The sequence below is a fragment of the Shinella sp. CPCC 101442 genome (genome assembly GCF_024704725.1).
Lineage (GTDB): Bacteria > Pseudomonadota > Alphaproteobacteria > Rhizobiales > Rhizobiaceae > Shinella.
This window is the reverse complement of the sequence record NZ_JALIQS010000015.1, coordinates 42,549-67,967: the sequence shown is the minus strand read 5'-3', so window position 1 is coordinate 67,967 and position 25,419 is coordinate 42,549. Positions and strand designations below refer to the sequence as shown.

At 60.2% G+C, this 25,419-nt stretch carries 26 protein-coding genes; 15 read left to right on the top strand and 11 right to left on the bottom strand.

The window, feature by feature from the left end; all coding sequences use genetic code 11:
* Window positions 1-474 precede the first annotated feature (474 nt).
* A complete protein-coding gene (locus MUO32_RS28145) occupies window positions 475-762 on the top strand; it encodes a hypothetical protein (protein WP_257951688.1) in 288 nt (95 codons plus the stop codon).
* 67 nt (window positions 763-829) lie between these two features.
* Window positions 830-1,111: an acyl carrier protein gene (locus MUO32_RS28140; RefSeq protein ID WP_257951687.1), complete on the top strand. Its 282-nt coding sequence runs from the start codon at window positions 830-832 to the stop codon at window positions 1,109-1,111.
* Between the two features lie 188 nt (window positions 1,112-1,299).
* On the opposite strand, the gene MUO32_RS28135 is transcribed toward MUO32_RS28140, so the two are convergent.
* Window positions 1,300-1,551: a hypothetical protein gene (locus MUO32_RS28135; protein WP_257951686.1), complete on the bottom strand. Its 252-nt coding sequence runs from the start codon at window positions 1,549-1,551 to the stop codon at window positions 1,300-1,302.
* Between the two features lie 146 nt (window positions 1,552-1,697).
* Between MUO32_RS28135 and MUO32_RS28130 the strand changes: the two genes are divergently transcribed.
* Window positions 1,698-2,135, top strand: coding sequence for a DUF1810 domain-containing protein (locus MUO32_RS28130; protein WP_257951694.1), 438 nt, complete (start codon window positions 1,698-1,700; stop codon window positions 2,133-2,135).
* Window positions 2,136-2,186: 51 nt separating this feature from the next.
* Window positions 2,187-2,969: an exodeoxyribonuclease III gene (xth, locus tag MUO32_RS28125; RefSeq protein WP_257951685.1), complete on the top strand. Its 783-nt coding sequence runs from the start codon at window positions 2,187-2,189 to the stop codon at window positions 2,967-2,969.
* A 49-nt stretch (window positions 2,970-3,018) separates the two neighbouring features.
* Here xth and MUO32_RS28120 read toward each other — a convergent pair whose 3' ends face one another.
* A complete protein-coding gene (locus MUO32_RS28120; protein ID WP_257951684.1) occupies window positions 3,019-3,852 on the bottom strand; it encodes a hypothetical protein in 834 nt (277 codons plus the stop codon).
* Between the two features lie 296 nt (window positions 3,853-4,148).
* Here MUO32_RS28120 and MUO32_RS28115 point away from each other — a divergent pair, with 296 nt between their 5' ends.
* From MUO32_RS28115 to ligD (MUO32_RS28105), 3 genes are read left to right on the top strand one after another with little or no spacing between them, the layout of a single operon-like run.
* Complete coding sequence (locus MUO32_RS28115; RefSeq protein WP_257951693.1) at window positions 4,149-5,045, top strand: Ku protein; 897 nt, start codon at window positions 4,149-4,151, stop codon at window positions 5,043-5,045.
* An 11-nt stretch (window positions 5,046-5,056) separates the two neighbouring features.
* Window positions 5,057-5,869 (top strand): Ku protein, encoded by an 813-nt coding sequence (locus tag MUO32_RS28110; protein ID WP_257951683.1) that lies wholly within the window; start codon window positions 5,057-5,059, stop codon window positions 5,867-5,869.
* Window positions 5,870-5,921: 52 nt separating this feature from the next.
* Window positions 5,922-6,980 carry a non-homologous end-joining DNA ligase gene (gene ligD, locus MUO32_RS28105; protein ID WP_257951682.1) on the top strand — a complete coding sequence of 353 codons (1,059 nt, stop codon included), beginning with the start codon at window positions 5,922-5,924 and terminating at the stop codon, window positions 6,978-6,980.
* Here the strand turns inward: ligD (MUO32_RS28105) and MUO32_RS28100 are convergent, their stop codons facing one another.
* Genes MUO32_RS28100 through MUO32_RS28090 form a run of 3 tightly spaced genes read right to left on the bottom strand, consistent with a single transcriptional unit; the run spans window position 6,981 to window position 10,392 of the window.
* The gene (locus MUO32_RS28100; protein WP_257951681.1) at window positions 6,981-7,391 is read right to left on the bottom strand and encodes a DUF4112 domain-containing protein; all 411 of its coding nucleotides are present in this window, start codon (window positions 7,389-7,391) and stop codon (window positions 6,981-6,983) included.
* Window positions 7,388-10,015 carry a DNA ligase D gene (gene ligD, locus MUO32_RS28095; protein ID WP_257951680.1) on the bottom strand — a complete coding sequence of 876 codons (2,628 nt, stop codon included), beginning with the start codon at window positions 10,013-10,015 and terminating at the stop codon, window positions 7,388-7,390. The genes MUO32_RS28100 and ligD (MUO32_RS28095) overlap by 4 nt, the downstream gene beginning before the upstream one ends.
* 8 nt (window positions 10,016-10,023) lie before the next feature.
* On the bottom strand, window positions 10,024-10,392 hold the full coding sequence (locus MUO32_RS28090; protein WP_257951679.1) for a hypothetical protein: 369 nt from the start codon (window positions 10,390-10,392) through the stop codon (window positions 10,024-10,026).
* A 181-nt stretch (window positions 10,393-10,573) separates the two neighbouring features.
* On the opposite strand from MUO32_RS28090, the gene MUO32_RS28085 reads away from it, so the two are divergent.
* Window positions 10,574-10,777, top strand: a complete 204-nt coding sequence (locus tag MUO32_RS28085; protein ID WP_257951678.1) for a cold-shock protein — start codon at window positions 10,574-10,576, stop codon at window positions 10,775-10,777.
* A gap of 10 nt (window positions 10,778-10,787) precedes the next feature.
* Here the strand turns inward: MUO32_RS28085 and MUO32_RS28080 are convergent, their stop codons facing one another.
* Entirely contained in the window at window positions 10,788-11,117 is a 330-nt protein-coding gene (locus tag MUO32_RS28080) for a hypothetical protein (RefSeq protein WP_257951677.1), read from the bottom strand.
* A 179-nt stretch (window positions 11,118-11,296) separates the two neighbouring features.
* On the opposite strand from MUO32_RS28080, the gene MUO32_RS28075 reads away from it, so the two are divergent.
* Complete coding sequence (locus tag MUO32_RS28075) at window positions 11,297-11,797, top strand: hypothetical protein (RefSeq protein WP_257951676.1); 501 nt, start codon at window positions 11,297-11,299, stop codon at window positions 11,795-11,797.
* A gap of 23 nt (window positions 11,798-11,820) precedes the next feature.
* Here the strand turns inward: MUO32_RS28075 and MUO32_RS28070 are convergent, their stop codons facing one another.
* Together MUO32_RS28070 and MUO32_RS28065 are read right to left on the bottom strand one after the other, a co-directional pair.
* Complete coding sequence (locus MUO32_RS28070; protein ID WP_257951675.1) at window positions 11,821-12,027, bottom strand: hypothetical protein; 207 nt, start codon at window positions 12,025-12,027, stop codon at window positions 11,821-11,823.
* A gap of 30 nt (window positions 12,028-12,057) precedes the next feature.
* On the bottom strand, window positions 12,058-12,282 hold the full coding sequence (locus MUO32_RS28065; RefSeq protein WP_257951674.1) for a hypothetical protein: 225 nt from the start codon (window positions 12,280-12,282) through the stop codon (window positions 12,058-12,060).
* A gap of 175 nt (window positions 12,283-12,457) precedes the next feature.
* Between MUO32_RS28065 and MUO32_RS28060 the strand changes: the two genes are divergently transcribed.
* The 6 genes from MUO32_RS28060 to MUO32_RS28035 all read left to right on the top strand — a co-directional run bounded on the left by MUO32_RS28060 (window position 12,458) and on the right by MUO32_RS28035 (window position 18,314).
* A complete protein-coding gene (locus MUO32_RS28060) occupies window positions 12,458-12,586 on the top strand; it encodes a hypothetical protein (RefSeq protein WP_257951673.1) in 129 nt (42 codons plus the stop codon).
* 838 nt (window positions 12,587-13,424) lie between these two features.
* Entirely contained in the window at window positions 13,425-13,856 is a 432-nt protein-coding gene (locus MUO32_RS28055; protein WP_257951672.1) for a hypothetical protein, read from the top strand.
* A gap of 203 nt (window positions 13,857-14,059) precedes the next feature.
* On the top strand, window positions 14,060-14,569 hold the full coding sequence (locus MUO32_RS28050) for a ferritin-like domain-containing protein (RefSeq protein ID WP_257951671.1): 510 nt from the start codon (window positions 14,060-14,062) through the stop codon (window positions 14,567-14,569).
* A gap of 96 nt (window positions 14,570-14,665) precedes the next feature.
* The gene (gene catE / locus MUO32_RS28045; protein ID WP_257951670.1) at window positions 14,666-16,804 is read left to right on the top strand and encodes a catalase C; all 2,139 of its coding nucleotides are present in this window, start codon (window positions 14,666-14,668) and stop codon (window positions 16,802-16,804) included.
* Window positions 16,805-16,881: 77 nt separating this feature from the next.
* Window positions 16,882-17,784: a PhnA-like protein gene (locus MUO32_RS28040; RefSeq protein ID WP_257951669.1), complete on the top strand. Its 903-nt coding sequence runs from the start codon at window positions 16,882-16,884 to the stop codon at window positions 17,782-17,784.
* A 59-nt stretch (window positions 17,785-17,843) separates the two neighbouring features.
* Window positions 17,844-18,314, top strand: coding sequence for a hypothetical protein (locus MUO32_RS28035; RefSeq protein ID WP_257951668.1), 471 nt, complete (start codon window positions 17,844-17,846; stop codon window positions 18,312-18,314).
* Window positions 18,315-19,034: 720 nt separating this feature from the next.
* On the opposite strand, the gene MUO32_RS28030 is transcribed toward MUO32_RS28035, so the two are convergent.
* The 3 genes from MUO32_RS28030 to MUO32_RS28020 all read right to left on the bottom strand — a co-directional run bounded on the left by MUO32_RS28030 (window position 19,035) and on the right by MUO32_RS28020 (window position 25,417).
* On the bottom strand, window positions 19,035-19,499 hold the full coding sequence (locus tag MUO32_RS28030; protein WP_257951667.1) for an MgtC/SapB family protein: 465 nt from the start codon (window positions 19,497-19,499) through the stop codon (window positions 19,035-19,037).
* Window positions 19,500-19,934: 435 nt separating this feature from the next.
* Window positions 19,935-22,184 carry a glycosyltransferase family 4 protein gene (locus MUO32_RS28025; protein ID WP_257951666.1) on the bottom strand — a complete coding sequence of 750 codons (2,250 nt, stop codon included), beginning with the start codon at window positions 22,182-22,184 and terminating at the stop codon, window positions 19,935-19,937.
* Window positions 22,181-25,417 carry a glycosyltransferase gene (locus MUO32_RS28020; protein WP_257951665.1) on the bottom strand — a complete coding sequence of 1,079 codons (3,237 nt, stop codon included), beginning with the start codon at window positions 25,415-25,417 and terminating at the stop codon, window positions 22,181-22,183. The genes MUO32_RS28025 and MUO32_RS28020 overlap by 4 nt, the downstream gene beginning before the upstream one ends.
* Window positions 25,418-25,419 lie beyond the last annotated feature (2 nt).

Sequence of the window (25,419 nt, the reverse complement as noted above, 5' to 3'; positions counted from 1 at the left end):
TCTCCGCCCTCGCTCTGGCCGCAACCGTCATCTTCTGGCTGTGATTAACGAGTACTGACCCTAGCGCGCCTGCCACAGGCCGAGCAGGATAAGATCCGAGCATTCACTAACGGCCGGCTGAGCGTACCAGGCGGCGCTGGTGAAGAAATCGATGTTGTCGCATCTGCGGCGCGACGTGAGCTCGACAATCCATTCGCGGCGGGAACGCCGGAAGCGGGTCGTCCCGGCTTCAAATGACCTTATTTGATTTGTTGCTAATACCGTCATGGGCGCGCAAGGTTGTTGCTCCAGTGGCCATCAACACGGGCGCTGCTGTTTGAGGGCTAGCTACCCTGGCCCCAAATGAGAGGAGGACAAGATGTCTTCCCTGCTGGCTCGCTTAAACGAGCAATACTTTATCACTACAACCACGTCTCATCTTTTCCTGGCGGTCGGCCTTATCAGCGCCCTCCACCTCATGATGGGGGAAAGAGTATGGTGATCTTGACGTTCAGGGCACCGAGAGCTGCGGCGAAGCTAAAAAAAACAGTTCTTCGCCAAGTTCTCGGTGACGCAAACTACGAAACCGAAAAACTTGTCGGCGGCGCAGGCCCAGAGAACGAAGAAGCGAGGAATATCGTTCGCCTCATGAAGCGCGCGACAATTGGAGCGGAAGACTATCCGCTTTCCAAGGCAGCGCTGCATCATGATCGGAACGCCGGCATCGATATCTGGGACGATGAAGGCGGGGCTCCTAGCGGCCCGGCGCGACCTATCCGCTAATCCCACCGGGAACGTGAGCGGCTCGATGAGTACGCCTCATTCCTCGCCACCAATCCAGGAGTTCCCCATGACCGCCGACTTAAGTAGAGCTAACGTTACCTTCCGGGTAAAGAGAATTGTCTCGGAGCAGCTTCACGTGCCGAAAGAAGAACTCGAAAACGATGCGTCCTACATGGGAGACCTTGGGGCCGACTCCCTCGAAGTCACCCAGATCATGATGCTCATTGAAGACGAGTTCTGGATCACCTTCCCGGAAACGCCGGTGACCGACCTTTCAACGGTTGGCCGTACGGTCGATTTCGTTTTCGAAGCACGCGAACGCGGCGCTAATAGCTCGCCTCTCATGTGATCGCCGGGCTACCCTCCCGGGCTTGGCCACTAGGCCTTGGCGGCTTCACGATACTCGTGGCGATCCGCGTGACCACACCCTCCGCCGTCTTTTTTCCGAAAAGACGAAGGCACTCAACCCTTACGGGGAGCGCCATTCTAAACCCGGACGACCGCGGACGCGCGACGGATATCGTCGCTGCAGGCAGATCATCGACGACGGGCAGTGAGCGATAGATGGAAAAAGGTATCCGGGAAATCAAGCCCGTCGGGATTGCCGGTCGCCTGAAGCGGCGCATCGAGGCACGCATCGCAAATGCCGCAGCCGTCATCGTCCATGAGTTGGCCAGCGCGACCGCAGCAGACGCAGACCGCAGCCTGTCGGGCAGCGTTGCCGCACGGAGGGGGCGGCAGGATTTCTGCCGCGTCGTCAAAGAGGATGTCGATCGAAATTTCTGTCATCGCGGGCGTCTCCTACGATCCTGGGCAGAAGATAGGAGGGTCCGAAATCTTTGCAATGGTTGGTTCTGGCACCAATCAATCCATCTTGTCCCCTTCCCGCAACGCGCTATCTGCTCGGTCGATGCCTGCAGGCGGAGCTGATGACGATGGGCGATCCTTTCCAACTCAACCGGTTTGTCGATGCGCAGGAGGTAGTGTTTCCTACAGCCCTGGCCGAGCTGCGCGGCGGGCGCAAGGAGAGCCATTGGATGTGGTTCATTTTTCCTCAACTGCGCGCCCTCGGCCGTTCACCGACGGCGCAATTCTACGGCATAGCCTCGCTGGACGAGGCTCGCGCCTATCTTGGCCACCCAGTTCTGGCCGGCCACCTGGCGCAGATGACCGACGCCGTCCTCGCCCATCATGATCGATCAGCCCATGATATCTTCGGTTCGCCCGACGACCTGAAGTTTCACTCATCGATGACGCTCTTCGACGCGGCTACGGACCATAAAACCGCGCGATTTCGGACTGCCCTGGAACGCTATTACGAGGGTGAGCCGGATCAGCGTACCGTGGAGCTTCTGCAGCGCCGGAACATTTGAAATTCCGCAATGGTTTCGTCTCGGCAAGATTGCTGCTTCCAGAGGAACCTCGTGAAGATCGCCACCTACAACGTCAATGGCATCAACGGCCGTCTTTCCGTCCTTATGCGATGGCTGGAGGAGGACGCGCCTGACATCGTCTGTCTTCAGGAACTGAAATCGCCAAACGACCGGTTCCCGCGCGCCGAACTGGAGCGTGCCGGTTATGGGGCAGTCTGGCACGGCCAGAAAAGCTGGAACGGTGTCGCGATCCTCGCGAAGGGTGTGGTGCCCCTTCTCACGCGGCGGGGACTGCCGGGCGATCCAGACGACGCGCATGCCCGATACATCGAAGCCGCCATCGACGGCATGCTGGTCGGCTGCCTCTATCTTCCGAACGGCAACCCGGCCCCGGGCGCGAAGTTCGACTATAAACTGCGCTGGTTCCAGCGCCTCAAAACCTACGGAGCCGAGCTGATCGCGCTTGACATACCCGCCCTGCTGGTCGGCGACTACAATGTCATGCCCACGGACCTCGATGTCTATGCGCCGGAGCGTTGGCGTGACGATGCGCTGTTTCACCCGGAAGTCAGGAAAGCCTACGCAGATCTCGTCGCCCAAGGCTGGACCGACGCCATCCGCCATATGCATCCGAACGAACGCATCTACACCTTCTGGAAATATTGGCGCAATTCGTTCGAGCGCGATGCGGGCCTGCGCATCGACCATCTTCTGCTCAGCCCCATTGTGGCCTCTTGGTTGACGTCTGCCAGCGTTCGCCGCCGGCCGCGAAGCTGGGACCACACCAGCGACCACGCACCTGTTATGATCGAGATCGAACCGCCCACGGATTGAGGTCAGGCCGGCGCCTAGTGCGTCGCCCGGCGCTCGCGCGCCCTCGCGGCTAGCCTTGCCACCGCAACTCGTCGAGGGTCGGCAGCCACCAGCCGCGCTGGCGCTCGTCGTCTCTGGGTTCGGTTCGCGAAGGCCAGGTCTGCACCAATTCGTCCAGCGACGGTGTTCGCCATGTTCCCCAGATATGACCGTCGGCGGTGCCGGGATAGAGGTCGGCAATCTCTTCACGCTCGACCAGCTCCCCGGTGATGTCGGCTACGACGGTAATCCCGTACGGTGTCGTCGCGATCGGCCGGTCCAATGGGGGCAGGTCATGGGCGGGGAGCGGGATGCGACGACGCTTGCGCTCGGCCGCCCGCCGGCGGGAAGTCCTTTCCTCGTCGGTCCCTTTGCGTGCGTCAGCGCGCTTGCGCCTTTCTTCGGGCTCGCACCGCTGTGCTTCCGTCTCGATCGCCTGCCAGTGGTCGACAAGATCGTCATAGGAGGCGAAGGGCACACGCCAGACCTTGTGCTCGCCATCCCAGCGAGCGAAAGGCATCTGCCGGATTTCGTCGACCACTTTGCGGGAATAGGGCGTCGTGATACGGAGTCCGTCCTTATCGACGTTGAGATAGGGGCTTAGGATCGGCTCGAACGCGTACGCATCCCTGCCCATTGCCTCGGCGTATAGATCGACGCGGGATTCTTCCTTGGCCATCCAGCGATCGATGCGTCGGCGCGCCGTCGTGCCGGGAACGATCCAGGCCTTTCGCCGGTCGCTCCAGCGGGCGCGCGGAAAGGTCTCGCGAAACCGCTGCACCGTCATGCGGTCGAACGGGAAGGAGACAGAGGCACGCTCGCCACCATCCTCGACCTGATCGGCAATCTCAACATCCTCCGTCATAACGTCACCGCTCGCGGCCGAGGCAACCAATCCCTCAGCGTTTTGTGCACCGATCACCGCGCTCGCGGTGCCGGGGCAACTTCAGTCTCCGCCGTCTTGCATCCCGCCAGGTTGCGGTCCCGGAAGAACGCGCTCGCACCGTAAAAGATGTAGCGAATCAATGACATATTCGAGACTCGCAGAAAGGGAGACGAGGAGCACCTAAGTTATTGATTTCCGATTCGTTTCGACTCGGAACAAATTCCTCTCTGATTCGCTTGACTCGTTGTGGTTGCGTCGAGTCGGGAGTGTTCAAGATGGCCGGTCATCGTGCTCAGTGGAAGGGCTTCATCAAATTTGGCGAGGTGAGCTGCGGCGTCGGCCTTTACACGGCCGCAAGCACGTCCGAGCGGATCTCCTTCCATACGATCAATAAAAAAACCGGCAATCGCGTCAACCGGGTCTTTGTCGACAGCGACACCGGCAAGGAGGTCGAGCGCGAAGACCAGACCAAGGGCTTTGAGATCGAGAACGGCCAGTACATCATGATCGATCCGGAAGAGGTGGCGGCGACCATTCCCGACAGCGACAAGACGCTGACCATCGAGGCATTCATCCCCTGCTCCGACGTTGACGACGTCTATTTCGACAAACCTTACTATCTAGTGCCGACCGACCGGGTTTCTTCGGACGCCTTCACCGCGCTACGCGATGCGATGGAGAAGTCGAAGGTTGCCGCGGTCACCCGCACCGTCCTGTTCCGGCGCATTCGCACCGTCCTAATCCGAACACACGGCAACGGTCTGATCGCCACCACGATGCAGTACGACTACGAGGTCCGCTCCTCCGAGAAGGCGTTTGAAGAGGTGCCGAAGCTGCGGATCAAGGGCGAGATGCTGGATCTCGCCAAGCATATCATCGCCACCAAGAAAGGAACCTTTGATCCCGCCGCGTTCGATGATCGCTACGAGACGGCGGTCGCTGAACTGGTGAAGGCAAAAATCGAAGGCAAGGCCCTACCGAAGCGCAAGGAGGTCAAAGTCTCCAGACCGGACGATCTGCTGGCCGCGTTGCGCGAAAGCGCCAAGATGCTGAAGGCCAGCGATGACAAGCCGAAGCGCGCCGCTGCGAATGCCAACAAGGGCGCCGGGCGCAAGCGCGCGACGGCATCGAAGGCGCGCGGCTCGTCGTCCGCACATCGTAAAGCCGGTTAAGGAGAACGATCATGGCGCCGCGTCCCTATTGGAAAGGCTATCTGAAGCTCTCCCTCGTCACCTGCCCGGTCTCGATGTCGCCGGCGACCTCGGAGAGCGAGAAGGTCCGCTTCCACACCTTGAACAGGGAGACAGGGAACCGGGTCGTCTCGCAATATGTCGATGCGGTCACGCGCAAGCCCGTGAAGGATGAGGACGAGGTCAAGGGTTATGCCCGCAGCGAGAACGACTATGTGCTGCTCACCGACGACGAACTGGACGCCGTCGCGCTCGACACGGTGAAGACTATCGACATCGACAAGTTCGTCCCGCGCGACAGCATAGAATGGATCTATCTCGAAAAGCCGCACTATCTCGTGCCCGACGATCCCGTCGGCCACGAGGCCTTTGCCGTCATTCGCGACGCCATGGCTTCCGACAAGGTATTCGGCATCTCACGGCTGGTCATTGGCCGGCGGGAACGCGCGGTCGTGCTCGAACCGCGCGGCGAAGGGATCGTGCTCTGGACGCTGCGCTTCGGCGACGAGGTCCGGCCGGAAGAGTCCTACTTCGAGGATATCGACAACAAAGCTGACCCCGATCTCATTCCCCTCGTCGAGAAATTCATCAAGCAGCACACCAAGACATGGTCGGCGGATATGGTTTCCGACCCTGTGCAGGAAGCTCTGCTCGACATTATCGCGAAAAAGAAAAAGGCTCTGAAACCCTCGAAAAAAGGCAAGGCCAAGGATGACGGCGCGGCCACCGAGAGCAATGTCATCGACATCATGGACGCGCTGCGCAAAAGCCTGGCCGCCGGTGAAAAAGGCAAGCGCGCATCCTGAAATCTTCACGGACATCACCTATGTTCGAACTCTCCACATGTGATGGATATCGATGAAACAAAAGCGCCGATCTGTCATACCGTTGTACGATGAGTCCGGCGACACACTGCAGTCTCGCCCGGTTTGCAAACGCGATCCTGAGCAGCCAAGCCTTCCTTTCGATCCGGTGCCCCAGCGCGTCGAGCCCTGTCTCGCCCTTCTTCGTCCAACACCGCCGGAAGGGCCGGAATGGCTCTACGAGATCAAATGGGACGGGTATCGCCTGGCGATCCACATCGAGCCCCACGCGGTGCGGATCATCACCCGCGGTGGCCATGACTGGACACACAGGTTTCCCAAAATTGCCGAAACCGCCAAGAAGCTCGGCGTCGGGACTGCCATTCTCGACGGTGAGGCAGTGGTTCTCAACAAGGAGGGCTACGCGGATTTCGGGGCGCTGCAGCGCTCGCTCGGCGGCCGCGGCGGCAAGCGCACCTCAACGGAGGCCGTTTTTTTCGCTTTCGATCTCCTCCACTTCGATGGCCACGATCTGATGAAGACGGAGCTTCTGGTTGGACGGCATCTGCTTTCGGATTTCCTCGAGGGCGCAATCTGGGCGGTACAGCTTTCGCAGGAGGCGCGGGGCGACGGCGCCGAACTGCTCGCGAATGCCTGCTCGATGGGCCTTGAAGGCATTATCGCCAAGCACCGCGACCGGCCATACCGGTCGGGGCGAACAGGCGATTGGGTCAAGATCAAATGCGTCCAGAGTGAGAGCTTCATGATCGTCGGCTATGAGCAATCCGCTGCAGCGCGTGGCGGGATCGGTAGCTTGTTGCTCGTCGCGCGGCGCGGCGATACCTGGGTTTCTGTCGGTTCTGTCGGAACCGGCTTCAAGACGGCGGACTCCGAATATCTGCGCAAGACGCTGGACAAGCTCAGGACCAAAACGCCTGCCGTGCCACTGAAGGGCAAGAACTACGTGTTCGCGCTGCCGACGCTCATCGCAGAGATCGAATTCCGCGGTTGGACTGACGACGGCAATTTGCGCCACGCCTCCTACAAGGGCCTGCGGGAAGTCCAGGACAATGCCGCTGTCTTCGACATGAAAACCTTAACCGTCGGCAAGTGACTATCGTCGCCGGTCAAGGTTGGCCTGGTCGAGACCGAAGTGATCCAGCACCAGCTGAAGATTGCGGCGGTTTGACTTGAAATAGACGTCAAAGACGTCGCCCAGCACGGGCACGCTGCCCGCGACCGTATCGAAGCCGACATTGACCAGCATCTTGACGAGCTTGTCATTCGGCACGCCGAGACGGCGCGCCTCGTTGACGATGACGAGGCTGACAGCCGCCGAAGCGAAATCGCCGATACCTGGGACAAGGCCGAGGACAGAGTCCGCGCCGAGCGAAATCCGCGTGCCGCGAACGCGAAGGGCGGTGTCAGTCAGCCGCGCAGCCCGCGAATTCGACGGGAGGCGCGCCAGATGCTCGATGGGAAGGTCGTGTTTCGTGGTCTCGACGCTCTCCCGTTCAAAGGTCATGCGGCCGCCTTATGCTTGCCGAAGCGCTTGATCGCCTGTTCCAGCGGGCGCTGGCCATCGCAGTAATCGTCCCAGGCACTCGTCTCCGCCAGCAGCGCCGGCACGGTCCGAACCGTGAACCGCTTCGGATCAAGGTCGGATTTGACCTGCGTCCAGGTGAGCGGCACCGAGACGGTGGCGCCGGGCCGCGCCCGGGGTGACAGCGGCGCCACCGCAGTCGCCATGCGGTCATTCCGGAGATAGTCGAGGAAGATGCGACCTTCTCGCAGACTCTTGGTCATCTTGATGAGGTAGAGGTCCGGGTTGTCGCGCGCCATCTCCTGGCAGACGTCGTGAGCAAAGCCCTTGGCCTCGGCCCAGGAGAGCGGCTTGCGTGCGTTGACCGCGAGCGGTGTGACGACATGCAGCCCCTTGCCGCCGGTCGTCTTACAGAAACTGATGAGGCCGAGGTCGTCGAGCCGATCACGCATCTCGCGGGCCGCCGCAACCACGGCCGAGAATGGCACATCTGGGCCGGGATCGAGATCGAATACCAGTCGGCCCGGCACCGCGGGCTTTCCCGGTTCGCAATTCCACGGGTGCAGCTCGATGCCGCCGATCTGCGCGATGGCGACGAGACCCTCGACACGATCGACCTGTAGGTACGGCTTCTTGTCGCCGAAGACCTTGACCAGTTCCAGCAGATTTGAGGTACCGGGCATGGCGTGGCGTTGGAAGAATTGCTCGCCGCCAATGCCATCCGGAGTACGGATGATCGAGCACGGCCGACCCCTTACATGCTCAATGAGCCAGGAGCCGACAGCTTCGTGATAGTGGGCCAGCTCTTCCTTGGTCACAGGCTTGCCGTCGCCGGCGTCCGGCCACAAAGGCTTGTCCGGATTGGAGATGAGCACGCCCATCACTTCGGCCTTCGCCCCTTTACGGCGCGCGGGTTTCTCCACTGCCGCGGCCGGCTCCGGCGTCTCGGTCTTTGCCGGCGAGGCCGGCTTATCGGCTTCGACCTCGGCGGCCGGCTTATCCTCCCGCAGGCCCTTGAAGGCGGCTTGGCGAACCAGACCGTCCGCGGTCCAGCCGGCGAATTCAATTTCTGCAACCAATTCGGGTTTCAGCCAGACGACCTCCCTCTCCTTCAAGGGCGCGCCGATACCGGTGAAGGGGGATTTCTCTGCCTCGGCGGCTTTGAGCCTGGGCAGCAGTGTCTCAACCTTCTTGGCGCCATAGCCCGTGCCGACGCGGCCGGCATAGACGAAATGCTCGCCGCGATTGACGCCGACCAGCAGGGAGCGAAATTTGCCGTTCGTCTTGGCATAGCCGCCGATGACGACTTCGTGCCCTGCGCGGCATTTCGATTTCGCCCAGGTGTCGGTGCGGCCGGATTGATAACGCGCATCCGTCTGTTTCGAGACGATGCCTTCGAGCGAGAGCTTGCAGGCGGAGCGTAAAACCGCATCGCCGCCCGTCTCGAAATGCTCGACGAAACGCAGATGCGGATCCTTGGTCGCGTCCACAAGCAGCTCCTGCAGCCGAGCTTTCCGGTCGACCAGGTGCTTTTCGCGAAGGTCTTCCCCTCCATCGAACAGGAGGTCGAATGCAAAATAGACGAGATTGCCGGTGTTGCGCTCCGACAGCGCTGCCTGCAATGCTGCGAAATCCGGAGCGCCGGTGTCGTCGAGCGCACAAATCTCGCCGTCGATGATGCAATCCGGAAGCGACACGGCGGCCTCGGCGATCTCCGGATACTTGGCGGTCCAATCCAAGCCCTTACGGGTTTTGAGCGTCACATGGCCATTCGCAACCCGCATCTGAATTCGATAGCCGTCGAACTTGATCTCATGCAGCCACTTATCGCCGGCGGGCGGGCGTTCGAGCGTTTCGCAGAGCTGCGGAGGAATGAAGTCCGGCAGATCGGCCGCCGTCGATGTCGCGATTTCCTTGTGCGTCTTGTTTTTGCGCTCGTCGGCGTGCTTGCTGTCCCAGACCGCGTCCGCCTCGACGTCGCGGCTGGCCGTCATGAACGGTTTCGGCTTCCGCCCCTTGCCGCCGGCGATCTGCTCTATCGTCCGGCCAGACGCGACCGACGTCATGTTCTCGTCCAGGATGGCTGCGCCGTTCTCTTCGACGGAATGGTCGTCGTGGTGCTTGATCAGCAACCAGTTTGTCCGTTTGCCGCCATCGCGATCGTTGCGCATCCTGACGAGCACGAAACTGCCATTCAGGCGCTTGCCATGCAGCGTGAATTTGAAATCGCCCTTCTTCAGGGCTTCCTCCGGCGATTTGTTGCCTTCCGGCTCCCAATAACCTCGGTCCCATAGCATGACCGCGCCGCCGCCATATTGGCCCTTCGGGATCGTGCCTTCGAAGTCACCATAGTCGAGCGGATGATCCTCGACCTCGACAGCCAGCCGTTTGTCATGGGGATCGAGCGACGGTCCCTTGGTCACCGCCCAGGATTTGAACACGCCATCGAGCTCGAGGCGAAGATCGTAGTGCAGGCGTGTGGCGTCGTGCTTCTGGATGACAAAGCGTAGCCGGTTTGAGGATTCGACGGCCGTCGAGCCACTCGGCTCCTGCGACTGCTTGAAATCGCGCTTCTTTTTGTAGGTCGAGAGCTTGTCAGCCGCCATGACCGACCTCACCAGATCCTGCGGTCGATCTGCGAGGCGATCATCGGCACGGCGGCTGCGCCAGGCGCGCCAAGACGGAGACGCTGCACGAGCCGGCCGAGGAGATAGGTCGTGGCGGCCGTGGCGAGAACCCTGAGCCAAGGATGGAGATCCTCTCGCGACGGCCGCGCATCCATGCCGTCGGTCTGCTTTCGGATGGTGGTCAGTCGAGCGCGCAGATCGGCCACTTCTCGCCGAAGAGCCTCAATCTGCTGGTGCGCTGATGGATGTTCGTTCCCAACGATCGGATCCTCGGCAGGGCTTTCTTCTTCGAGCTCGGCGAGATGCTCGCGCAGCTGGGCCGGGCTGTCGAAGCCCTTCGTTCGTATATCGGTCATTGCGTTTGTCTCCCGCGACGTCAATGCTTGCGGCAACCCGAGAATGGTTTTGCCGGCGCCGACATGGAAACACACCTGCGCGATCGTTGTTCCGCGCGCGCATCAGCAGCTTGGTTACCATCACGATCGGCGACGAATATGGTCGGCGCGGCGCTCCCGCCGTTCAATTTTCGAGGATTGCATGGCAATCGGCAAGGTCAAGTTTTTCAATCAGGACAAGGGTTTTGGCTTCATTACGCCGGACAATGGCGGGCAGGATGTCTTCGTCCACGTTTCGGCCGTACTGTCGGGCGGCCCGCTGCGCGATGGCGCAAAAGTCAGTTACGAAATTGGCCAGGATCGTAAAACAGGTAAGTCGAAGGCGGAAGACGTCCGGACGATCTAATAGCCGAGCATCACCGATCCTTCGTCGCTGACGCGGTTGGCGGCTCTATGCCGCCTTTTGCTGTGATCGCGGTTTCGATCTCCCAAATAACCTTGGCCGCTTCGAGAGGGATCGCCTTCATCTCGTCGTCGTAGAGGTGCACCGGCATTCCGCCCGCCTGAGTGAGGTCCATGGCCTCGGCGGATCCCTCAAGACTCGCAGGTTCTCCCAGCACCCGCCAGCCATCCCGTATCGTGACATAGGCGCGGCCGAGCAGGCGGAGCTTCTCGCCCTCGGAAAGGGTAGCTAGGTCCTGTGCCGCCGAGGCTAGCTCGACGATGAAATCCGCGATGCTTTTCACCTGTCATCTCAAATGCGCTGCACCCGCTGGCGCCGCGTTTGTGTCTCCGAGAGGCTAACGCTCATTTTGAGCAAAACAAGTCGGATGCCCGATCCCGGTCGACCAGATCTGCATCGAGATGCTGCTCGAAACTTTTTGCTGTCGAGCGACATTACCTGTTCGAAACCGGAGAACAGTGCGTGGCCAGAGCATTTGGAAACCCATCCGATCCCAAGACTGAATGGTCGGACACCGAAATCCTCGCCAAGGCGCACGACCTCGTCGAAACCTTTCTGACCTTCGTGCGGCTGGAGCGGCCGAGAAACGACATTCTCGACGCGCGTTGCCTGCCGGCAAGCAAACCTTCGCTCATCAACGCTTTCAGGCTGGTGATCGCCACGGAGCCCCGCGGCGACGTGCGAGAGGCGCTATCGTCTGCCGGTCATGTGCTCGCCCAGTTTCAGGACCGCGTCGGAACGCGCATCTCCGTGGCACCGGCCTGTGTGGCGAACGTGGATCCAACACACACAACGGCAGCGAACCTACTCGAGGAGGTTCTTCGCCAGGTCGACGAAGATACTCGTCGGCTGCGCGATCTCCTGGGCAAGGCTTCCTCGATCGCGGAGGGCCGGTTCCAGCGCAGGCATACACGCACACCGTTTCAGGACGATGGAACCTATACCTGGTACGGGCATGCCTGATATCGCAAGTGATCGAGCATCGGCTATTCCACCCCGCCGAGTTCGCGGAATGCGCGCCACTGGTCGTCGGTTGAAACCCCATCTGTAAAGACGCGAAACGCCTTTCCCTGAGCCTTCAACGCTTGCGCGGTTTTCACTGCGTCCGGATAGAGTAGTTTCGGCTCGTCACGCCTGTCCTCTCCGAAGGGGTCCACCGAGCTCAGCGAGATAACCTGAAACCTTGTTGCCATGATCATTCCTTTCGAATGCGCCGAGATGGGTCAGCCTTCGTTTCCATCGGAGACAAAGTCCTTCGGGAGCTCTGCGCGGGCGGCTCGATGCGCCAGGGCCCGGTCGATCCACCTTTCCCTCAAGATGACGTCAAGCGCGACGGCGACGTCCTCAGCACCCCAACCAGCGTCCTGCATTTCGCGCATGAAAGCGGTCAACTTCTCATCGACGATGCTGTGCAGCTCACCGTCCGTCGTTGTCGTGCCTTGGTTCACCATCGTCCCCTTGGAATGAGTTGCCATAGACCGGACAACGCCGCTCCTGCCGGGAGGTTTCGTCGTCGGCAACGCTGGTCCTGATTGTGGGGATTTTCCTCTCCTACGGAGCCGCAAGAGCGGGCTGGACTCTTGACGGCGCGAATGCTTCATTACCTGCCCGGAGGACACGAGTATGGCGTATGAATGGGATGCGGGCCGTGCGCGGCGGGCGCAATTGATTAAGGCGGTATCGATGATAGCGCTAACCGCATCGGTGATCAGCGTGCCGGTCGCGGTGCTGCTGTCGGCCTCGCCGTTCTAGAGTTCCAAAAACTACACCTGCGCGCTCGTCAGCTCGGCATTTTGGCGCTGTCCCCTGCGGCTATCGAATAGGTACCGCCAGACGCCATGCTCGCTTCGTAGGAGGGCGGGTCAACGCCGTGTCTATCAGACTGGGGATGAGCGCGTTGACGGTGATGGCATACTCGCCGAGTTCCATCGCTGCCGACTTCATCGCTCGCTGGCGCATAGTCCAGCTTAGCGCTCACAGGCCCGTCAATGCCGATGCCGACGATATCCGCGCCGGCAGCAGCAAGTGCCGTCGCCGCGGCGCGGCCGGTACCGCGACCTTACTCGACAGGTCGAAAGATCGTTTTGCATCTCTCATAAAAAACTCCTCCAGATTATGACCAGCACGACCAGTCATGCCGGTGCCGGCCGCGGCGCCTGGTACGGTCTTTCCCAATGAAGGGGTGTCAGGCCCCATCTCAATGGATTGCTCTTGAACCGGTTCAAACCGGCGATGGTAGTTACAGACCAGGGCCATCGTATTCAAAATACACGATAATATTCGTTATGATGAGTTACCTCTCAGACGCAGGCTCACCGTTCGTGATCAACATTCTCGCACGGCAGTGAGAGTCTTCTAATGCACGAAGTAGTCATACGCCCTCGGGATAGAGACGAGGGAAAAGAGTATCGAGCGCCTGTACCGGGAACCGCAGCGACACGGCCCCCTTATCGGTAATTGACGCGAGAAGGCCCTCATCGGTCAGGGCCTTCAGAACGCGCCGTGCCGATCGATCTGGCAGGCCGGTGATACGCGAAGCCTCTCCCCGTTCAAATTCGCCGCGGACAAGGGCCTGGAAGCTTTCGATCGCATGCGTGGACAAGGTCTTCCCGATACGCGCGCCTTACAGGCCAACCTGCGCGCCGCCTCTGGACATGACGGCGCATGGCCGACGGTTTTCGTCTGGCAGGGAACGAGCGACAACACGGTCGTTGCAAAGAACGCGGCAGCAATCGTTGAGCAGTGGCGCGGCGTGCATGCCGTTTCGGACCTGCCCCCCGCGGTCAAGACATTCGAGCGTCATTCCCGATCGGTCTGGCGTGACGACCGCGGGTTTGATACCATCGAACTTTACACGATATCCGGGATGGGCCACGGCACGCCTCTCGATACGTCCGTGGGATATGGCCGCGCCGCACCCTTCATGCTCGATATCGGTGTTTCCTCGACGGTGCAGATCGCACGAACGGGGGGACTTGCTGCCTCCTTCGAGCGTCGCGAGCGCGCGCACCTATATCCATGAGCAAGCAGACAACGCAGCGGGCGGCGCCAGGAAGCGGCATCCAATCGGTCATCGAGAATGCGCTGCGTTCAGCCGGATTGATAAAATGAGAAACCGCTCCGAAACCACGCCTCACACGAATTTATTTTTCAGCGCAAGGAACGTCGTCCTCTTCCGATGGTTTGGTGAGTCGCATCCTCTCTAAAACGTGATCGGATTGTACAATGCCAGCGACAGAAAAGACGTTGAACGACCTCTTCCTTGACACGCTCAAGGACATCTATTTCGCCGAAAAGCAGATCCTGAAAGCTCTGCCGAAAATGGCGCGAGCGGCGCAGTCGGAAGAAGGCAAGGCCGGCTTCCTGCAGCACCGCGACGAAACTCAGGGGCAGATCGAGCGCCTCGAACAGGTGTTCGAAATGCTCGGCAAGCCGGCCCGCGGCAAGACCTGCGAAGCCATTCAGGGCATCATCGCCGAAGGCGAGGAGATCATGGAAGACTACAAGGGCACCGCTGTCCTCGATGCCGGCCTCATCTCCTCGGCACAAGCCGTCGAGCACTACGAGATCGCACGCTACGGGACGCTAAAGGCCTGGGCGGCGCAGCTCGGTCTGAAGGATGCGATCCCGCTTCTCGACGCCAATCTCCAAGAGGAGATTGCGACCGACCAGAAGCTCACCGCGCTTGGCGAATCGTCGGCGAATGCCAAGGGTTCAATGAAAAAGGCCAGCTAGACTGCCAGCAGCACCGATCAGGCCGCCTTCCAGGGCGGCCTTTTTGTTTCGCGGCGATCGCCGCCCTTCGACCCTACAACATCCAGGAGCCGTATCATGGCCAAGAAAACCACAACGCGTGACGCGACCGACACCGCGACGATCCACGATGTGAAACTAAAGCGGGGCCCCGGTGGCGAGCTTCACCAGATCGCCGAAGGCGAAGCACCGGTACTGACGACCGCCCAGGGCGGGCCGGTCGCGGACGACCAGAACACGCTGCGCGTCGGCCCGCGCGGGCCGCTCGTCGTCGACGACTTCCATTTCCGCGAAAAGATTTTCCACTTCGACCATGAGCGGATCCCCGAACGGGTCGTCCATGCCCGCGGCTATGGCGCACACGGCTATTTCGAGACCTACGAGTCCCTTGCGGCCTACACCAAGGCCGACCTCTTCCAGCGCGCCGGCGAGAAGACACCCGCCTTCGTGCGTTTCTCGACCGTCGCCGGCAGCAAGGGGTCATTCGACCTTGCCCGCGACGTGCGCGGCTTTGCCGTGAAGATCTATACTAACGAAGGCAATTGGGATCTCGTCGGCAACAACATTCCCGTCTTCTTCATCCAGGACGCCATCAAGTTCCCCGACATTATTCATGCCGTGAAGCCCGAGCCTGACCGCGCCTTTCCGCAGGCCCAGTCCGCCCATGACACGTTCTGGGACTTCATCAGCCTGACGCCGGAGAGCATGCACATGATCATGTGGGTGATGTCGGACCGCGCCATCCCGCGCTCCTTCCGCTTCATGGAGGGGTTCGGAGTGCATACGTTCCGCCTCGTCAATGCCAAGGATGAGTCGACCTTCGTGAAGTTCCACTGGAAGCCAAAGCTCGGCCTCCAATCGGTCGCCTGGAACGAGGCCGTGAAGATCAACGGTGCTGACCCCGACTACCACCGCCGCGATCTCTGGCAGTCGATCCAGTCGGGCAATTTCCCGGAATGGGAATTGCAGGTGCAGCTCTTCGACCAGGATTTCGCCGACAGTTTCGATTTCGACGTGCTCGACCCAACCAAGCTCATCCCCGAGGAAATACTCAAGCCCCAGCCGGTCGGCCGACTGGTACTCGATCGCATGCCCGACAACTTCTTCGCCGAGACCGAGCAGGTTGCCTTCATGACCCAGAATGTCCCGCCAGGGATCGACTTCAGCAACGACCCGCTGCTGCAGGGACGCAACTTTTCCTATCTCGACACCCAGCTGAAACGCCTTGGCAGCCCCAACTTTACGCACCTTCCGATCAACGCGCCGAAGTGTCCTTTCGCGCATTTCCAGCAGGATGGCCATATGGCGATGCGCAATCCCGTCGGCCGGGTGAACTACCAGCCCAATTCCTTCGATGAAGGTCCACGCGAGTCACCGATGCGCGGCTACCGTCACTTCCCCGCCGAAGAGCAGGGCACCAAGGCCCGGTTACGCCCGGAAAGCTTTGCCGATCACTATAGCCAGGCCCGACAATTCTACATCAGTCAGACGCCACCCGAACAGCGCCACATCGCGGCCGCCCTCACCTTCGAGCTGAGCAAGGTGGAAACGCCTGCTATCCGCGAACGCATGGTGTCGCATCTCCTCAATATCGACGAGACGCTGGCAGCGACCGTCGCGCAGAAACTCGGCCTCCAGTCCATGCCGAAACCTGCTGAGGCAGCGGTCGAGACGCGTCAGGATCTCGAGCCATCTCCGGCCCTCAGCATCGTCGAGAACGGGCCTAAGCGTTTCGAGGGTCGCAAGCTCGGTATTCTTGTCACCGATGGTGTCGATGCCGAGCTGCTGAACGGACTTTTGGCCGCCGTTACCACGCAAAAGGCGGTCTGCGAGTTGATTGCGCCCAAGGTTGGCGGCGTTACGGCATCCGACGGATCGTGGGTCGAGGCGCATCACATGATCGACGGGGGTCCCTCGGTCCTGTTCGACGCCGTAGCACTCCTGACCTCCGCCGAGGGTGTCGAGGACCTCGTGAAGGAAGCGACGGCCCGCGACTTCGTCGCCGATGCATTTCAGCACTGCAAGTTTATCGGCTACGACGCGTCGGCAATGCCATTGCTTGAAAAGGCCGGGATCGATGACGCACTGGATGAAGGCGTACTCGCCCTTCCCGGTGAAAGCGGGCTTTCGGGATTCTTGTCAGAGCTCGGCAAGCTGCGTGTCTGGGGGCGAGAGCCGTCCGTAAAGCTCGGCAAAGCCTCGCCGCCGGTAACGTGAGGTTGAAGATACGAGGCAGCGCCGCTGCGCTTGCATGTCTGCAATCACGAACTTCTGAACTTTGAAGGATCCACCCAATGACCACACCGATTTCAACCAACCTCCCAGGCGAGACCCTCTATGGCATCGCACCCTCAGTTGCTCTCAACAAGGTTTCGTGGGGAGCCGTTTTCGCCGGCGTCGCGATCGCCCTCAGCACGCAGTTTTTACTCAACCTTCTTGGCGTCGGCATCGGCGCCGCAGTTCTTGATCCGGCAACCTATGACAATCCGGAAGCAAGCACCTTTTCGATCGCGGGCGGTATCTGGTTCGTTGTTGCCGGCATCATCGCGTCCTTCGTCGGGGGCTATGTGGCAAGCCGTCTCTCCGGTCGCCCGAGTAATTCAACTGGCGGCTATCACGGCGTGACGTCGTGGGCAGTAACGACACTGGTCGTCCTCTATCTTCTGACCACATCGGTGGGTGCGCTGGTCGGGGGCGCATTCAGCGGTCTTTCCAGCATCGTCAGTGGGGTTGGCGCAACCGCTTCAACCGCCGTGACCGCAGCGGCGCCGGCACTTGCAAATTCGACCAATCCGATGGGCGGTATCGAAGCGCAGATCCGCTCGACAACCGGCAACGATCCGCAGGCCCTGCAAAATGCCGCTGTATCTGCGATGCAGGCCGTGGTGATGGGCGGCGAAGCCAGCGCCGATGACGCCCGTAATCGAGCTGCCGACGCTATCTCGAAAGCGCAGGGCATTCCGCTAGACCAGGCCCGAAGCCAGGTTGATCAGTACGAAAAGACCTATCGTGACAACATGGCAGCTGCCAAGCAGAAGACAATCGATGCTGCACAGGCTGCGACGGCGGCGGTCTCCGCGGGTGCCATCCTCGGCTTCCTAGCCCTGGTTCTCGGCGCGGTCGCCGCATGGTTCGGTGGTGTCTACGGTACCAAGCGCGCCCTCCTTGTCGGCGTTTCCGACCGTCGTGCAATCTAAAATGGACGAAGCCGCCGGGACGCACCCGGCGGCTTTTCACCAATCCGGGAGCAAGTATCATGGAAGTCATCAGCAAGCATGTTCGCGAGGAAAAAGCCTTTGTTACCGTCGAATTCTTCGGCGAAGGGGGCGACGTTGTGTGGGTTCAGTTGAAAAAGGACGAGGACGGCATGCTTACCCCTCTCAATGCCGAGGAGAAGGCAAAGGCGATCATGGTCCAGATCGCAACGTTCGACACTGACGCATCTGATGAAGCACATATCAGTGAAACGTCCCGCAGTACCGAGGAGCCAGACATTGAACACGCGCAAGTCTCACAACAGGGCACTCTTGATGGCACGCACGGCGAGCCGGTTTCGCCGGCGGTGATTTCGCTCCTGAGCGCGCGTACGGCCCATGATACCGGCGCGCTCGAGGAGCAACTCGATGAAGGTCTGAAATCGACTTTTCCAGCCAGTGACACTGTGTCGGCGACGGTCAGCTCTATCCCCGGCAGACGCACCGATCACCCGGATGCGAAAAGCGAATGATAGCTCCGGTGCGGCTTCGCACTTCGGCCGCGTCTGTTCTATTTCTCGCAGGCGGCGTGATGTCGCGGATTGAACTAGGGGGTTGTTTTTGTGGCGCGATCACGGCCGAAGCCCCTCGGCGAGCCCTTCTGGATCAACTGGGATCACGATGACGATTGCCAAAGGCGATCGGAAGTCCCATGACGATCTGGATCGGCTATCGCTCCGAGCAGGTCACCTTCACGAACGGCAAGCCGAAAACATTCTCTTAAAGTGTACCAAAGAGTTGGCCAATTCGGCTGGTGCTTCCTCGGCAACATGATGACCGCTCTCGACACCATGTCCCTCGACCCGAGAGAGCCAAGGCCGCCAAACCTGAAGCGGATCGCCGTACAATTCCTCCATGTCATCATTTTGACGACCAAAGGCACAGGGTTGGGCACCGCATCCGCCTGCTGACACGGCGGTCATCTACATGCTCAACTCCACGGCTCTCGTTCGGCAGCGGTGCGTCCAACTTGCATACTTCACTCGCCCCTCATTATACTAGGCGCTCAAATTAAAGGAGCCAGTTAGTGTCTGCGCATATCCTGTCTGAAACTTGAGCGGTTTGCCCCGAGTTTAAATGTCTTAGAGGCATTCCGAGGAACAACTCGCGGAAATTACTGACGGAATGAAACCGACGAATACAACTCATACATATAAATATTGGCATTTTACCTGGAAATTGTCAGAATATAATTACTTTCTGTCCTCGCCGTCGCCAACATCCTCTACTTTAAAGTTTGACATTGCGCGAAGCGTCAGAAATGTGACGAGAGAGAGCACGATTGCCGTGTCGAAAGATCCCAAACCGACGGCAGTCCCGATTGCGCCTGTCGCCCACAGGCTCGCCGCAGTCGCGGTACCGCGGACGCTTGCCTTTACGACGAGTATAGCCCCACCTCCAATAAAGCCCATTCCAGTAATCAACCCTTCGACGATCCTGGCCGTGGCTTCAGCATTGCCGATGGTAAGGGGTTCGGCGGCCTGAATGAAGCCACAACTTGCGATGGCCACCAGAGGGAAGGTCCTGAGGCCAGCACTTCTCTCATGCTTTTCTCGGTCCCAACCGATCGGTAAAGCAAGCACATAGGCGAAGAGAAGCGAGCCAAGATGTGGCAGAAAGTCGAAGTTCGACCCGATCGTTTGCAACCACTGTGTCAAGCGTTCTCCCCACTCTATAACCCTGCTGGTCAGATAGGCTTCGGCGCCCGTGGGACAAGGCCAGGCAATTCACTTGATGCAGGTTCTCGTTTTGTATTGCGGTGGTCGCGCTTGTTAGAATTGCGCTCGCATATGTCCCTATTCGCATGAAGCCGGCGAGCCCTCTCCGCCGGGTCATTTCGAGTTAGTTCAATGTTGACTAACGAACGCCGGGTTTCAGCGCTTCCTGCTCACGCCGGCAGTTCGGTCCCGTCGAGTGCTGGATGGGTAAATCCAAAGTGCTGATGCGCCGGATCGGAAATGATATCGTCGACGCGGCGTACTTCCACCAAGTACCGACCAGGCGTCGCAAGCACTTTGCCATCGATTACAGTCCCCCTTGTGAGGAAATGAGTGATGGCTCGCCACCGATATCGGCTACAGCGCCGCCGGCCTTTAAATGCGATCTAGCCCTATATCGTTAAGTGTGCTCGCGAAAGCCGAGTGAACCATGCGCCCGTCAATGGAAGGCACTCGCGAAAGTAGGCCGTTCTCGCATGCACGATCATTATCCCAACCAAGATGATCCACGATCGGATAGAGACATATCGCTTCCACGGGAACACCTGCGTCCATAGCCGCCAGCACCTCCGAGTAAACGTACTTGATCCAGCTTTCGCGCCGGTCCCCCTCAATCCCTGTCTCCGCAATGAAGATGGGCTTTCCATATCGTGCATAGGTTTCGGCGAGGATCGTGTGAAGCGGCTTATAAAGCGGATGATCGGTATCGATGGGTGGGCCGCCGTGGATCCATTGGTTGTTGTGATAGTAATTGACGCCGACAATATCGAGGTACGTTTCGGCACCGCCGATTTGGGGCCACATTCGTCCGGCCAACAGATCCCAGCCTTGGAACTGCGACAGCCGGTGGCCTTCTGCAACACCACGTTCCCATGGACGGGACGGATCGTTGACGACGTTAATCACCGGATCGCAGTGAACGAACCGCGCCCTTGGCTCGACGGAACGGATGGCCTCCATCGCCGCGATCGACGCCCGCGCCAACTGTATTTTCAGTTCGAAACCTCGTCCATTTGCGAACGGATTGAGATACGCGGCGTCTCCACCGCCCCATGCGAAAAACGAGATTTCGTTGACGGGCGAGTAGAACGGAACGGTGCCGCTTTCCGCACGCACCACTTTTGCCGCAGCAGAGGCAAACCGTGCGAAACGCGAGATAAAATCCGGTTTCCAGATGTCGATGTCATCAGGCCAACCGTAGTGCAGCAAATCCCAAATTACTTCCGTTCCGGTCGCCCTTGCGGCACGGAGCATCGGCAGAAAGCTCGACCAGTCATAGCTTCCAGGTGTTATTTCGATCAAATGCCAGCGTAGCCCGTCGCGCACAGTGCGGATCGCGTGACGGGCGAGCTGAGCATAGTCGATAGCGGCAAAGGCATCATGCCCGGTCGCAGCGATGACATCGAGGCGTTTGCCAACCGTTTGACCTTCGCCTGGGCGCAGACGATGCGTGGAGCATTCGAAGCCGCCTTGCAGGAAAGATTGGAACAAACCCGTCGGCCCGGCTTTCGGCCGTGAGTCAACGACCTCCTGAATGAGGCCCTCCCACTGAGGCACGACGGCGGATTCGCTGTAATATGCGTCTACCTTCTGGCGCAGGGCCTGGCCGAGACTTTGACGCAGTTCCGTCGACGCGATGAGTTGCGTCATCGCGGCGGCGACGGCAACCGGGTCGTTATACGGTACGAAGAGGCCGGACACACCATCGTCGATCTGTTGGAGCGCTCCGTTGTCGGGCGTCGCGATAACGGGAAGCCCGGCCGCACCCGCCTCCGCGATCACATGCGGCATGCCCTCTCCCCGCGAGAGCCAGATGAAAATATCGAAGGCAGACAGGAGCGCGGGAACGTCCGTACGATCGCCAAGAAAGGTCAGCACGCCGGCCAGGCCGTGTGTTGCGGCAAGAAGCTGCAAGTGGACCGCATAGTCCGGCATGAATGCATCCGGTCCGCCGACGATGACAAAGCGCGCCGATTTGTTCTTCGCATAGACCAGTGCCGCCGCGTCGATGAAGTCCTCGACATTCTTCTTCGGATCGAGCCTTCCGACCCAACCGATGAGCACACCGTCATCCCCCACGCCCAATGACGCGCGCATCGGAGTGCGCTGGCTCTGATCGAACTCCGAAAGATCGACCATCGAGGGGATTTCGACCGCATAAGTTTCGCGTCCCGACATGATGGATGCAGCGGCGTCGCGGATGGACCGGCAGACACCGACGTAGCGGCTGGTGAAGTGCTTCGGGCCCGCCAGCGCTTCCGAGACAAGCCCGCCATGCTCGATAAGAGGTGGACGAAGATGCATGCGCTCCAGGGCCGGATAGATATCGGCGACATTCTGGCACGAGACCACCACGTCATATCCAGCGATCTTGATTGCCAAGTAGGAAACCGTGTCCTCGAACGAGAGCTGGTAGGGGGTCGTGTCGACATCAACGCCGAGTTTTGTCAGCTGCTCATGGGTCTGGTCGGGCATGTTGGGCTTGCGGAAACAGGCTACCACATCGATTCGATAGCGACGACGGTCTAGGTTGCGAGCCAGCAGTCGAACCTCCGTCTCTTCACCGCCGACGACCAGCCAGCCGAAAACGAACAGGATACGGATGGGCTGTTGGACCAAGCTCATTGTTCGACCTTGAAGACGATCTGCAGGAAGTCCGGACGGTTTTCAACCAGGTCGGCCAGGAACGCCGGCCCTTCATCGAATGCCACGACATGCGTGATCATATGCTCGCGAATGCTGGTCCCTCGGCTTCTGAGAAGCTGGATCGTCTCCTCGGCCAGTCGGCGCCTGTTCCAGGACGGCGCCAGCCCGCGCGGTACGCGGTTGATCTGCGCGCAACGGATGTTGAGGCCGTTGTGGTGGAATTCCTCGCCCAGGCGCAGCGCATCCGCGCCGCGTTGGTAGAAGGCGAGATCAATCACCGTGCCCTGAGGACGAAGCGCCCTCAACGCCACATGTAGGCTTTGCGCATAGGCGCGAGTTTGGAACACGATGTCGGCCCCCCGATCGCTTACCCCGTTATGCCAAAGCGCTTTCGCGTGCTGCCATGCGTCATCCTCCCCCATTGCCGCAAGGCCCATGGCCTGCGCCCTATTACGTCGAAAGACCGAGGGATCGGCAACGATGACGTCCGACGCCCCGAGCTTCTGAGCAAAGAGCGCGGTCATCAGCCCGACCGTTCCCGCACCGAGCACGATGACCTGGCGGCCGATGATGCCGGCGCCCAGAAACGGGACGGCGAAGCCGAGCGCGTCCGCATCAGCATGCAGGATACCGTTTGCGGCGATCGGGCCCATCTGCGCAACGAAGACGCCCAGCATCGGATCGACGTCGGCAGGCAACGGGACAAGAAGGTCGTGGAATGGATCGGCTGTATGTCCAGTCTTATGGGCATAGGTCGTAGCGAGGATGTCGCCGTTCGAAAAACCGCCAGCGCGCGAGTCCGAAACCCGCGCAACCTCCATATAACCAAGAAACGGCACCGGATACCGAAGGTCCGGCTCATTTTCGACGAACACGCCGCGCCCACCATCGAAGCGGGAGTGGAAGTATGGGTTGGTGTTCTTCATGAACGTCAACTCGGTTCCGGCAGAAAAGCCGGTATAGAGCGTTTCCAGTCGTACCTGGCCATCAGACGGAGGACCTTCCTCGTAGCGGAGGAAGAATGCCTTGCCGGGGCTTTCGATGCCGAGGGAACGGATGGCGCGATGACCCGGCGGAAGCCCGTCCGGCATCTCGGCGCGTGGCTGGTTCGCGAGCGGGGCTTCGGCATTGCGGCTCAGGACGGGCTGAAGGAAACTGAGCGGCTCACCGCTGCGCGCCGACGAGACAATCCCCAGCGCAAGGCGGTGGGTGGCCAGTGCATCGCCGTAGTCGCAACGGATATGATTTTCCCCGCCCCGCACGGCATCGACGAAATCGCGGTCTTCCCGCCAGACCGGGTCGCCTTCGGCCCGGCGGATCGGCCGTCCGGCGCCGACATCGACCATGATGTCATGGTCGGTGAGTTCGATTGCCAACCGGTCGGCAAAGATATTCAATCCGACCTTGTGGTTCCAGCCAAGCAGGCAGGTCGATGCGATATTGGCGATGACGCCGGACTGGAATGTGAGGCTCGCCGTCGTGACGGCGGGCACGTCGAGACCCGGAAAATCGGGACGCTCCTTAAATCCAACGCGGCCGTAGACGTCCGTCACTTCGCCAACGAGATAGCGGGCAAGATCGATGATATGGGTGGTCTGCTCGACCATCTGCCCGCCGGATCCTTCGTTCTTCCACCACCATGGTGGAGGAGGCGTCTGATCGAGCCAATAGCCGGATAGAAGTTGAGCCGGGTTGTCGGCGAGAAGCCCGCGCGCCTCCTCCACCGTATCGAGATAGCGCCAGTGATAGCCGACCGCGGTGATCAGCTTCGCCGCCTCGATTGCGGCACTCAGCTCTTCCGCAAGGCCGATATCGAGCGTAATGGGCTTCTCGACGAAGAACGGGATACGTTGTTCGATTAAAGCGCGTTCGGCCGCGCCATGCGCAAAGGGCGGGATGCAGATATACACCGCATCCAACATCTCCGCCTCCAGCATCGCCTCATGGCTTTGAAAAGCTGTCGCGCCAAAGCGTGCCGCGGCTTGCAAGGCGCGCTCGAAATCCGGATCCGCGAATGCAACGAGCGAGACGTCTTCGAAGCCGGCCAGAATATCGAGGTGACGGTGGGCAATACCCCCGACGCCGAAAAAGCCGATGCGGGTCCTGTTCATGGTCTCTCCTCGTCGGGCGACCGTCCGTTCGGACAGAAAACGCCGATAAACAGCCTGCGTCTCCGCAGCCATGCGCTGCGCTGAAAAGCCGTGCTGAAAACGCAGCCTTCCGGCTGCGCCGACCGCGGCCACGCGTACAGGGTCGCCGAGCGCGTCGATGACGACCTGCGCAATAGATGCTGGATCTGCCGGTTCCGCGAGGAATGGATGATCCGTTCCGAGCGCTTCCACCGTGCCGCCGATGTTGGTCGCGACCACTGCGCGCCCCACAGACATGGCTTCGAGCACTGCGAGCGGCAAACCTTCGAAGCGTGATGGGAGGACGAAAAGTGCTGCCACCGACATCAGGCTTGCGATATCCGAGCGCTGTCCAAGCAGCCGGACATGACCGCTAAGCGCCATCTCTCCGACCAGCGCCTCGACATTCTCACTTTCCTCGCCCTCACCCGCCAGGAGCAGGACAACCGAAGGATCAGCGGCAAGAATTGCCGGCATCGCTCTGATCAGGGAGGCATGGTCTTTCTGCGCCGTGAAACGCGCTACGGTAAGTAGGATCGTTTCACTTCCCAGCTCGAGTTCAGACCGAACACGTTCGCTGTCTGGCTCTAGATCCAGCGCAGTAATGCCGTTGGTCACGACCGTCAGCTTGTCGGGAGCCACGTTATTGGCCTCAAAGCTCGTCCGGGACGCCTGCGAGACCACGATGTGATGCGCCAGGTTGGCGCAGTACCGCTGAAACTGGTCCTTCTGATCTCTATCGGTCAACAAATAGGGTAGGTGTTCGGTACGAATGACGGGGATTGCGCAGGCAACACCCGCGTGTGCAATCGTGTGTCCTTCCCAGCCGATTCCCGCATGAACATGAAGCAATGACACATCGGACGACCGGAGCCAGCGCTCGAAGGATGGCATATCGTCCATGGCCTTGACAGCCAGGCCCCGTCGCGCGGCACGCGCAATCAGTCCGGATGCGTCCAGCGCGGCGAGCACAACATCGAACTCGCCTTGGAACGCTTGAGCGAGGGTCAGCATGTGCTCGCCCATGCCTGATGGATTTAGGCTGTCTGTAGCAAGCACAACGCGCAAACGGTTTTTGTTCATTG

What these genes read in the sequence shown, in the direction of transcription:
- MUO32_RS28145 (WP_257951688.1), top strand. Translation starts at nt 475, where the DNA reads ATGGTGATCTTGACGTTCAGGGCACCGAGAGCTGCGGCGAAGCTAAAA.
- MUO32_RS28140 (WP_257951687.1), top strand. Translation starts at nt 830, where the DNA reads ATGACCGCCGACTTAAGTAGAGCTAACGTTACCTTCCGGGTAAAGAGA.
- MUO32_RS28135 (WP_257951686.1), bottom strand. Translation starts at nt 1,551, where the DNA reads ATGACAGAAATTTCGATCGACATCCTCTTTGACGACGCGGCAGAAATC.
- MUO32_RS28130 (WP_257951694.1), top strand. Translation starts at nt 1,698, where the DNA reads ATGGGCGATCCTTTCCAACTCAACCGGTTTGTCGATGCGCAGGAGGTA.
- MUO32_RS28120 (WP_257951684.1), bottom strand. Translation starts at nt 3,852, where the DNA reads ATGACGGAGGATGTTGAGATTGCCGATCAGGTCGAGGATGGTGGCGAG.
- MUO32_RS28115 (WP_257951693.1), top strand. Translation starts at nt 4,149, where the DNA reads ATGGCCGGTCATCGTGCTCAGTGGAAGGGCTTCATCAAATTTGGCGAG.
- MUO32_RS28110 (WP_257951683.1), top strand. Translation starts at nt 5,057, where the DNA reads ATGGCGCCGCGTCCCTATTGGAAAGGCTATCTGAAGCTCTCCCTCGTC.
- ligD (WP_257951682.1), top strand. Translation starts at nt 5,922, where the DNA reads ATGAAACAAAAGCGCCGATCTGTCATACCGTTGTACGATGAGTCCGGC.
- MUO32_RS28100 (WP_257951681.1), bottom strand. Translation starts at nt 7,391, where the DNA reads ATGACCTTTGAACGGGAGAGCGTCGAGACCACGAAACACGACCTTCCC.
- ligD (WP_257951680.1), bottom strand. Translation starts at nt 10,015, where the DNA reads ATGGCGGCTGACAAGCTCTCGACCTACAAAAAGAAGCGCGATTTCAAG.
- MUO32_RS28090 (WP_257951679.1), bottom strand. Translation starts at nt 10,392, where the DNA reads ATGACCGATATACGAACGAAGGGCTTCGACAGCCCGGCCCAGCTGCGC.
- MUO32_RS28085 (WP_257951678.1), top strand. Translation starts at nt 10,574, where the DNA reads ATGGCAATCGGCAAGGTCAAGTTTTTCAATCAGGACAAGGGTTTTGGC.
- MUO32_RS28070 (WP_257951675.1), bottom strand. Translation starts at nt 12,027, where the DNA reads ATGGCAACAAGGTTTCAGGTTATCTCGCTGAGCTCGGTGGACCCCTTC.
- MUO32_RS28060 (WP_257951673.1), top strand. Translation starts at nt 12,458, where the DNA reads ATGGCGTATGAATGGGATGCGGGCCGTGCGCGGCGGGCGCAATTGATT.
- MUO32_RS28055 (WP_257951672.1), top strand. Translation starts at nt 13,425, where the DNA reads ATGCGTGGACAAGGTCTTCCCGATACGCGCGCCTTACAGGCCAACCTG.
- MUO32_RS28050 (WP_257951671.1), top strand. Translation starts at nt 14,060, where the DNA reads ATGCCAGCGACAGAAAAGACGTTGAACGACCTCTTCCTTGACACGCTC.
- catE (WP_257951670.1), top strand. Translation starts at nt 14,666, where the DNA reads ATGGCCAAGAAAACCACAACGCGTGACGCGACCGACACCGCGACGATC.
- MUO32_RS28040 (WP_257951669.1), top strand. Translation starts at nt 16,882, where the DNA reads ATGACCACACCGATTTCAACCAACCTCCCAGGCGAGACCCTCTATGGC.
- MUO32_RS28035 (WP_257951668.1), top strand. Translation starts at nt 17,844, where the DNA reads ATGGAAGTCATCAGCAAGCATGTTCGCGAGGAAAAAGCCTTTGTTACC.
- MUO32_RS28025 (WP_257951666.1), bottom strand. Translation starts at nt 22,184, where the DNA reads ATGAGCTTGGTCCAACAGCCCATCCGTATCCTGTTCGTTTTCGGCTGG.
- MUO32_RS28020 (WP_257951665.1), bottom strand. Translation starts at nt 25,417, where the DNA reads ATGAACAAAAACCGTTTGCGCGTTGTGCTTGCTACAGACAGCCTAAAT.